Here is a 525-nt window from a genome sequence, read left to right as displayed (position 1 = left end):
AGACGCGGGCGAACCGTCTAAAGCGAAGGTCAACCTTCCCCTATTGCCGCCGAGAATAACCTCCTCGCCGCCGACGAGCGTAAGCTCCCACAGTCACTCGCCGGGGGTGCCGGTGTGGGTGAAGGTCATTACGACGTTGTGCTGCGCCTGTCTCTTATACACATCTAGATGTGTATAAGAGACAGGGAAATAGGTGACCGGGGCGTAGATGATCAAAATGCCTACCACGATCCCTATGGTAAGGAAAAGATTGCCATTCTTTTTACCGGCCCCGCCGTCAGGGGAGGCAGGCGCCGCATCCTTCTTTTTGTCGTCTGGCATAATCGCTCCGTAATAAAAAAGTCAAAATCAAATAATAAAAGTCAATATCAATACCCTGTTCCTGGGTCTGTATAATTGTCTGACCCTTTGGGCATCACGCCGTCTTTCTTTTGGACGTAGTCTACGTATACTTCTATACGCCTATTCGTCTTCCTGTTCTCCGGCGTTGTGTTGGGCGCTATCGGTCTGTACTCTCCGTAGCCT

At 51.0% G+C, this 525-nt stretch carries 1 protein-coding gene; it reads right to left on the bottom strand.

The window, feature by feature from the left end:
* Window positions 1-93: 93 nt before the first annotated feature.
* A complete protein-coding gene (locus ACYVRA_RS08485) occupies window positions 94-321 on the bottom strand; it encodes a hypothetical protein (protein ID WP_461252288.1) in 228 nt (75 codons plus the stop codon).
* Between the last annotated feature and the right edge of the window lie 204 nt (window positions 322-525).

This window comes from Treponema sp. R8-4-B8 (assembly GCF_054786175.1).
Note: the sequence above shows the minus strand (reverse complement) of the source record. Positions and strands in the feature narration are given on the sequence as shown.

Coding starts and splice junctions, on each gene's coding strand:
- ACYVRA_RS08485 (WP_461252288.1), bottom strand. CDS start 321: ATGCCAGACGACAAAAAGAAGGATGCGGCGCCTGCCTCCCCTGACGGC.